The organism is Vibrio sp. 10N.222.49.C9, from assembly GCF_041474985.1.
GTDB lineage: Bacteria > Pseudomonadota > Gammaproteobacteria > Enterobacterales > Vibrionaceae > Vibrio > Vibrio crassostreae_C.
In genome coordinates, this window is record NZ_JBFRVD010001146.1 from 1 (window position 1) to 304 (window position 304).

General features: G+C 49.3%; 1 pseudogene. It reads left to right on the top strand.

The annotated features are described in order from the left end of the window. Positions 1 to 304, top strand: a pseudogene (locus AB4585_RS27295) (phosphoglucomutase, alpha-D-glucose phosphate-specific); the annotation flags it as partial.

Here is a 304-nt window from a genome sequence, read left to right on the forward strand (position 1 = left end):
GGTCTAATGAACCCTAACCACTTCCTAGCGGTATGTATCGATTATCTATATCGCCACCGTGAAGGTTGGGGCGCTGAGGTTGCTGTTGGTAAAACTTTAGTATCAAGCGCAATCATCGACCGCGTTGTTGCTGACCTTGGTCGCGAGCTATGTGAAGTGCCAGTTGGCTTTAAATGGTTTGTAGATGGTCTATACGAAGGTAAGTTTGGCTTTGGTGGTGAAGAGAGCGCGGGCGCGTCATTCTTGCGCAAAGACGGCACACCTTGGGCTACGGACAAAGATGGCATCATCCTATGTCTTCTTG